Raw genomic sequence first — 7,227 nt, forward strand, 5'->3', positions numbered from 1 at the left:
TACAGGTGGTGCCACCATTGATATTATCGAACAATACATTGAGAACCAGTCTACTCCTTCTGAGTAGGAAAAACTAACCCCTCCTAAGCCTTCCCTTATAGAAGGAGATTGCGTTTTTCAGTTTTGTTCAATTAAGAAGATTTCCATAGATTATAAAGAGAATAACTACCGCTTTATTGAATTATAAAAAATTATAAAGAGAATAACTAAAATTATATAAGTAAAAATGAAAATAATTGAACTTTTAGTTATCTCAAAATTATAAGCTTTATATAAAATCACTAAAAAAGGAATAAAAGAAAATGCTACTTGTTCGATAATTCTTTTTGTTCTATTTGTTCTATTAGTTTTATCCATTAATAAACTCCTTAATTTATGCAAAAATTATCATTTTTTCACCACTAGCGGGTCTGTAATACTCTATAACTTTTAATCTAACACTTCCGCCCTTACCATAAGCTGATGCTATTACATTTGCACTACTTTGAATTTTAGAAAAATAGGTTTGCCCAAAAAGACTTATATAGCTAGCGGCAACTGCACCAGATTTACCCATAAAACCAAGAGCTACAACTGAGACATTATATGCATATTGTCCAGCAACATAAGTAGACGACCTTATTGTAGATTGATACTTGTTATTTAATGTTCTTAGTTGATTATGTGTAAAAGTATGATAATAGGAAGTTCTGTAAGTCCATGCGGCACTTGGGCTTGGACCTCCACCTAACATAGGTACAAATTTTGCCGATTCTGAATTAACTATACTACTAGCCGAAACTGAACTAAATGTTGTAACCGAAAAAACAGTAGTTAAAAGTAAAAGCGATAATGCTTTTTTTAATTTATGTCTTGTCATTTTTCATACCCCCTTATTTTTCTTATATATAGAAACATAAGTATATTATTCTATATTTGTTTTAAATTTCCTTCAAAATATTATTAGTTTATATAATTTATAAATTTGATTAGTTAAACTTATCATTATATAAAATATTCACGTAAATATATGCCACTATAATAGTAGGTTGATTTTTAATTTTCGGTTCGTAACAAACTTTTTTTCATAACTGTTTACTGAACCATATCGTTTTGACATTTTCAGTTCCTCCCTATATTTTTTAAAATTTACGGTTAATGCATGTTGCATAAGTAAAACCCTACAGTATACCGTCCGGTACTGTCCTTATCCTTACATTACTAAACTCCTTGAACTCCTTCTCAAACTTTACGTACTGGCTCTCAAGGCATACAACAATCAGCTTAAACTTATTTGTCCTATTGTAGCGGTTTATTATCTCACTCTGCTTTACCTTAACTATTTTTTCTCCATCATTGGTTACCAGTACAACAACCTGTCCATCACTGGTTGTATAATCTGCATAGGCCCAATCAGGATCGTCGTAATCCTTATAGAGATATCTTACAACCTTCTCCTCTATGTTTTCACTCCCAATCTTTCCAATCAGATTGAAGCCTGCTTCCTGCCATGGAATTATAAGCTGTTCCTTTACATTCAAAGACATCAAACTTTCGTTATATAGAGCCATTACCGTCTTATCTTCGGCCAGCAGTATTACACGTTCCATTTTCCCATTGGAGGCTTTGTTCATTATTTCCTGTCTTACCTCCTGTATATATCTTTTTTTCAAACTTATAGCTCTGCTTACATATTTTGTACTATCTATTTTTCCAAGGTTATATATGAAATAGGACTTACCACTTGTTTTGCTTATTATTTCCCCGTAGTATTTGTCCTTTCTCTCACTTACAATATCCCTATTCTTCAGTTTCCAGCTGGGATATGTATAATACATCTTTTCAATAGCCATCAGTATTTCAGCTACCTTCCCGATACGTGTTCTTATATACTTTCCTGATGCTACTTCTCTTATATTTTCCATTCCCAGTTCTTCTTCAAGGTACCTTCTACCGTTTGCACCAAGACTACAGTATTTATTGTTCTTAACTATATACTTTTCATCAGCCAGCTTTTTTCTCCTTCGTACAGGATACTGAACTGCACCACCATATATTTTATCTATTGTTCTATTGTTTAGAATTCCATATTCTCCTATCTTTTTAAGCAGATATTCATCCCGCTTTTGAATCCTAATCATAACCAGTTCCCTTTCATTCATTTCATGTTTTTTATAAAAAATGATATATTTTTTTCCATTATTTTCTGCCTTATCTGGCTTTGTTTTATATATTGAAAATGCCTTGAATTTAAGATGGTGATAAAAATCAATTGAGTGCCGTAAAGCACTCTACTTTTGTTTTTTGAAAACCAGTAAATTCAACGGCTACATGTGTTTTTTGTATATACATATTTCACTTAGCAATTTTTAGGTCATTTCTGTACACCTTTTTGAGCCCGCAAACCCGCATTCCTAGGTAGTGATTTTCAAGTGATTTCTGTATACCTTTTTTGGATCAAAAAATACCCTTTTTTATAAACTCGGGAATACTGTCATCTCCAAATATATACAGCTCCATATGTGGATTTTCCCTGTCAAGTAATCCTTCCATTCCATACTTTACAATCTTAAAATTATCATCTTTTATAATTCCTGACTGTCTTATACCATCCAAAAAAGGCTTTATAAATTTGTTATCAACATCGTAAGAACTTACAGGGTTATAGCATTTGAGCCAAACAAACACCTTTTCAAAATGAATGTCATACCCTTTTAAAACATTTCTGGTTTTAGCTTTCCATAATTCCATAAAATAGCCTACTGCCTCATTCCTGGTCTTTATATATATAGTTGGCGGTACTTCAGGTACATATATTTTTATACGAATACCATCATATTCTGAAGTCCAGTTATTTTTCAAAGCATCTCTAAATTTCTTTTCATATTCCGGACTTAATGTTAAAGAACTCACTAATTTCACGTGCTCAGCAGCATTTTTATATAAAAACATTCTGAATCGTTCCAGTGATTTAATCATATCTATCATTTCCCTGGTCTCAACATCACTATTTAACTCAAAAAAAGTATCTATATATTCAATCCTTTCCTCTTTGCTCATAACTCATATCTCCCCCTGTAAAATTAGAACTTAAACATGTCTTCAACCGCACTTGACCACTTGTCCCTGGCATCTTCGGACTCTTTATCCTTATTATCTAAATTGGATTTATCATTATTGTTTTTTATTTTTATTTCAATACCTGAAGATTTTAACTCATCTATTTCTGAAAGAATTTCTTTTATATCCTGCTTCATATCATTCAAATCATTAATTTTATCTTTATTTTGCACATAGAAATTAAGTGCACTTTTAGTTAAATCTGCTCTTTCTTTATTTGTTTTACATTCTGAAAACAGTTTTCTAATTTCATCATCCTCGTGACTTTTTTTTATTCTAAAACTAATCAGAACATCACCTGTATCCATCACCAACTCCCCTTTTTTCTGAAAATGTTACATAGTAAAATCTTTATTATACAAAGTTCAGATACCCAATTTATATTTTTTGTTACATAATACTATAGACAATTTACTTATATCGTTACATTTTCATCAATTAAACTCTGTAGAATCCTTTAAATCCCGGTATTACAGATATGTTACATCATTTTGTTACATTTTTCATTTCAAGTATATTAATAACGGCTGTGATTACATGCAATTACAGCCGTTACAATTCATATTAATGTCCAGCTTTGGATTTGACCTCAGCAAGCTCTGCAATTTTATGGTATCCAAGTGCATTTCCCATCTGAGAATCCTTGGCCAGCTCCAATTTTAATACTTCGGAAACAGCTTTCAAATAGTCATACATGTCTATACTGCCGCCACCAGATGCAAAAACAGTATTGAAATATGCAATTATATCAGTCCACTTTTTAGTAATTTCATTAAGTACCTTCTCTGCTCTGTCTTTCTTGATATCTTCAATATCCCTGGAAAAATCAAGCTGCTGCCTGTTAAAATATATCTTTCCGGTTTCAATTAATCTAAGCAAGCTGCTGTATATAAGTTCAGTACCATATTTTTCTTTAAATAGAGTACTAACATCATTTTCTATCTGAAACATTCCCCCATCAATAGTACCTGAAAATTCAGGTACATATTGTGGAAATCCATTATCATCTATTCTGAAGACAGCATAATCTACAGTTTTTCCTCCCCAGTCTATAAGCCCAATATAGCTTCCTGGAATGGAATACTTTTTTATATTCTCCCATACGGCTGCATAGATAGCTGCAAGGCCTTGTGGTACAAGTTCAACTCGTTGAAATTTTATATGTTTTTTTATATTATATTTAGGTACTTCAACGGTCAGGTCGTAATTCAAAAGCATATTTTTAAATATGTCTTTTTGTTGGCTGAAGCTTGAAATTGGCAATCCTGATACCAGAAATATATCTCCTTCTTTTTCAGGAAGTAATATGGAAGATGCTGCTGCCAGACATATTTTATTTTCTATACTATTACATTTATTATCCAGAAAAGTTGATCTGACATTTCTTTCATTTATTGCAGCATTACCAACTTTGAATTTCTCCTTGTACTTACCATTTGAAATAGTTATATAGAGGTTATTTTCAATACCACTATTCCCAGTCTGATTCGAAAAAAATTTTCTGATATCATCATCTACTTCTGCAGATTTATCCTGAGCTATAACCGAGGGAAAGCATACTTTCTTTCCGTTGTCGGCTACACCCTTTGTATATTTATATCCCAGATCCAATCCTATCTTATACATACATGTCCTCCTTCTTAAAATATATTTTCTCTTTTTGAAAGTTCTGAAATTATATGAATTGAATTTAGCATTATATCCTCCTGCATAAAACTAGGAAAAGATATATACTGCCTGAAATAATTATAAATTGGATGATCCTCTTTAAGGTTTTGTATATATTGAAGGGCATTATCTGCCATTTCAATATCATCCGGCTCATTTATAATTTCTTTAAATTTCTTATCTCCAATCAATACCAAACCTGAAAACCCTCTTATAAAATTCAAATAGAACTGTTCAAAATTAGTAGTACCATGTGATTGCAAATACAGGTGTGTCCTTTGAATTGCCTTGTCAAGAATGACTTGATTCTTCTTCGATAATTCTGTTTTCATGATATGTTTACCTTCCTACAGATATTTTTCTCTTTAACATAATATCCGTATACATATATTATACCAGCCTTGCTGTTTTAAATCTAACCAAAACAAGCCAAAACCGGTTTATGTATACAAAAATTTATGGGACTTTTATAAGAAAGCCCCATAAATATACTTCCTATTTAGTTAGGCTTGTTACAGATACATCTTCTCCCCTATACTTTGACATTACAGCATTGGTTATAGCTGCTCTTGCCTCCCTTGAAATAGGATATACAACATTTTTTCTTGAACCATTTTTCCTTAGCCTGGTTGGAAATCCAAGGAAAATCCCATTGTCTCCATTAACAATCCTTATATCATCTAGTCTTATACTATTGTCCAGAGTAACTGCCACATAAGCAAGTATTCTGTTATTGGGATTGTCCTTTAAAAGAGAACCCGATTTTGATATTCTAATATTTGATATTTCCAAAATTCTACCACTCCTTATATAAGCTTTTATGTTCTTATACAGAATAGCATATATAAGGCATATAAATTATGCTTCATAATTTATATATTCTTTGGGTAATTTCTTGGTATTTTTCTCGGTACTTTTTTGAAAAAAATTTTAAAAAAATAAGACCTGCCATTACAAGCAGATCTTATTTTCTAGTTTAATTTTCTCTGTTTCAATTTTTCTTTAAATTCTTCAATGGAGTTACTCTTAATCACATCCTCAAATAAAAAATTTAAAGTATCTTCATCTTCTATTTTTTTTATTCTGGACATATAAGACGTATCAGAAAATTTAATCCCAAGCAATTTTTCCAATCCTTGTAATAATCCTTCTTTGCGTCCTTTTTCAATTCCTTTTTGCTCTACTGCCGGGTCATAGAAAGTTTTAAGCATCCTACTCACCTCTTCACTATAATTTTTAGGTGGAAATTTTTATAATCCAATTTGTAGTCTTTGCCAATAAGTATAATCATAACTATAAACCATATAATTATATTTAATATAATAAGAAATTTTAACATATTTTTTCATCTCCATGTTTATTTCTTTTATTTTTTGATATAATAAATATAAATAAGAATAAGGAAGTCATTGACTTTTAGAAATAGTAGATAATTAATTTAAGTAGATAGACAGTGGCAGCTGTCTATTTTCTTTTATCTGTAGTATTTATTTTTATATGGAAATTACCAATCTGTACATCCACTTCGATTGATCGTTTGCCATTACATATTATAAATAAGCCTATCACTATTGTTATAGACAGGATTATCTTATCTATATAATTCACATTCGATCACCCCCTCATTAGTTAAAACCAATGACTTCCCACGTATTTTAATGAGAGGGAATTATCTACTACATATAAAGTATATCACAGAAAAGGAGCATATGAATAGCTACCTTTTCTATGATTTTTGCCATATAAAACTTAAAAAAGGGTTAAATCTCTAGGTTTATCTTTTCGTTGTATATATAACTTTTACCAGTTACATTTCCCAATACCATTCTTTGACAAATATATACTTGCCTTTTTCAGGTAAATAAAATACATATAGTGATTCAGCCTTAGCTCCACAATCTGTACCCCACGTATCACAATTACTGTTAATCTTATGTCCTCTTACAGTAAATGTATCACTTATCTCATATTCTCCACAGTCACATTCAGGTTTTGCTATGTTATTTAAATTTTCACCTTCAATAAACTCATATTCTTGTCCATAATCATCATAATCATTAGTGAACTACCACCACTTATAGAAGTGGATGGCTTCTTAGCCAATATTCCTAACGGAACAAGTTTACCTAAGCTCTAAAGGTCGAACCAACCTCAGCGTATTACCAAAATTATATGGCTAATTTCAGCAGATTTTTACTGGCGTTTATATCCCTGTCATGGTGTGTGCCGCATTTAGGGCAAATCCATTCCCTGAGTGCCAGATTTTTCACCTCTCTATTCTTATATCCACAAACTGAACATAATTGACTACTTGCATAATTACCGGGTGCTACTATTATTTTTCTGCCGTACCACTCGGCTTTGTATTCCAGCATTCTTCTGAATTCACTCCAGCTTGCTTCGCTTATTGCCTTTGCCAGCCTGTGATTCTGCTGCATATTTTTAACTTTTAAGTCCTCA

The 7,227-nt window shown here is 31.5% G+C and carries 9 protein-coding genes; all 9 read right to left on the reverse strand.

Annotated elements, in window-relative coordinates; all coding sequences use genetic code 11:
- Positions 1-373: 373 nt before the first annotated feature.
- Positions 374-859 carry a hypothetical protein gene (locus LN736_RS18545; RefSeq protein ID WP_150358840.1) on the reverse strand — a complete coding sequence of 162 codons (486 nt, stop codon included), beginning with the start codon at positions 857-859 and terminating at the stop codon, positions 374-376.
- A gap of 301 nt (positions 860-1,160) precedes the next feature.
- The gene (locus LN736_RS18550; RefSeq protein WP_150358841.1) at positions 1,161-2,120 is read right to left on the reverse strand and encodes a hypothetical protein; all 960 of its coding nucleotides are present in this window, start codon (positions 2,118-2,120) and stop codon (positions 1,161-1,163) included.
- Between the two features lie 316 nt (positions 2,121-2,436).
- Positions 2,437-3,039 carry a hypothetical protein gene (locus tag LN736_RS18555; protein WP_179977723.1) on the reverse strand — a complete coding sequence of 201 codons (603 nt, stop codon included), beginning with the start codon at positions 3,037-3,039 and terminating at the stop codon, positions 2,437-2,439.
- Positions 3,040-3,062: 23 nt separating this feature from the next.
- Entirely contained in the window at positions 3,063-3,407 is a 345-nt protein-coding gene (locus LN736_RS18560; RefSeq protein WP_179977724.1) for a hypothetical protein, read from the reverse strand.
- 256 nt (positions 3,408-3,663) lie between these two features.
- The gene (locus LN736_RS18565; protein WP_179977725.1) at positions 3,664-4,725 is read right to left on the reverse strand and encodes a ParM/StbA family protein; all 1,062 of its coding nucleotides are present in this window, start codon (positions 4,723-4,725) and stop codon (positions 3,664-3,666) included.
- Between the two features lie 14 nt (positions 4,726-4,739).
- The gene (locus tag LN736_RS18570) at positions 4,740-5,099 is read right to left on the reverse strand and encodes a hypothetical protein (RefSeq protein WP_150358845.1); all 360 of its coding nucleotides are present in this window, start codon (positions 5,097-5,099) and stop codon (positions 4,740-4,742) included.
- 163 nt (positions 5,100-5,262) lie between these two features.
- The gene (locus LN736_RS18575; protein ID WP_179977726.1) at positions 5,263-5,559 is read right to left on the reverse strand and encodes a SpoVG family protein; all 297 of its coding nucleotides are present in this window, start codon (positions 5,557-5,559) and stop codon (positions 5,263-5,265) included.
- Positions 5,560-5,738: 179 nt separating this feature from the next.
- Positions 5,739-5,978, reverse strand: a complete 240-nt coding sequence (locus LN736_RS18580; RefSeq protein ID WP_179977727.1) for a hypothetical protein — start codon at positions 5,976-5,978, stop codon at positions 5,739-5,741.
- A 957-nt stretch (positions 5,979-6,935) separates the two neighbouring features.
- The coding region (locus LN736_RS18585; RefSeq protein ID WP_229982191.1) for an RNA-guided endonuclease TnpB family protein at positions 6,936-7,227 on the reverse strand (292 nt) is incomplete at its 5' end.

The organism is Clostridium aromativorans, assembly GCF_020908015.1.
Taxonomy (GTDB): Bacteria; Bacillota; Clostridia; order Clostridiales; family Clostridiaceae; genus Clostridium_B; species Clostridium_B aromativorans.

Excerpts from the sequence above, each read along its gene's own strand:
- LN736_RS18545 (WP_150358840.1), bottom strand. The coding sequence starts at position 859 with ATGACAAGACATAAATTAAAAAAAGCATTATCGCTTTTACTTTTAACT.
- LN736_RS18550 (WP_150358841.1), bottom strand. The coding sequence starts at position 2,120 with ATGATTAGGATTCAAAAGCGGGATGAATATCTGCTTAAAAAGATAGGA.
- LN736_RS18555 (WP_179977723.1), bottom strand. The coding sequence starts at position 3,039 with ATGAGCAAAGAGGAAAGGATTGAATATATAGATACTTTTTTTGAGTTA.
- LN736_RS18560 (WP_179977724.1), bottom strand. The coding sequence starts at position 3,407 with ATGGATACAGGTGATGTTCTGATTAGTTTTAGAATAAAAAAAAGTCAC.
- LN736_RS18565 (WP_179977725.1), bottom strand. The coding sequence starts at position 4,725 with ATGTATAAGATAGGATTGGATCTGGGATATAAATATACAAAGGGTGTA.
- LN736_RS18570 (WP_150358845.1), bottom strand. The coding sequence starts at position 5,099 with ATGAAAACAGAATTATCGAAGAAGAATCAAGTCATTCTTGACAAGGCA.
- LN736_RS18580 (WP_179977727.1), bottom strand. The coding sequence starts at position 5,978 with ATGCTTAAAACTTTCTATGACCCGGCAGTAGAGCAAAAAGGAATTGAA.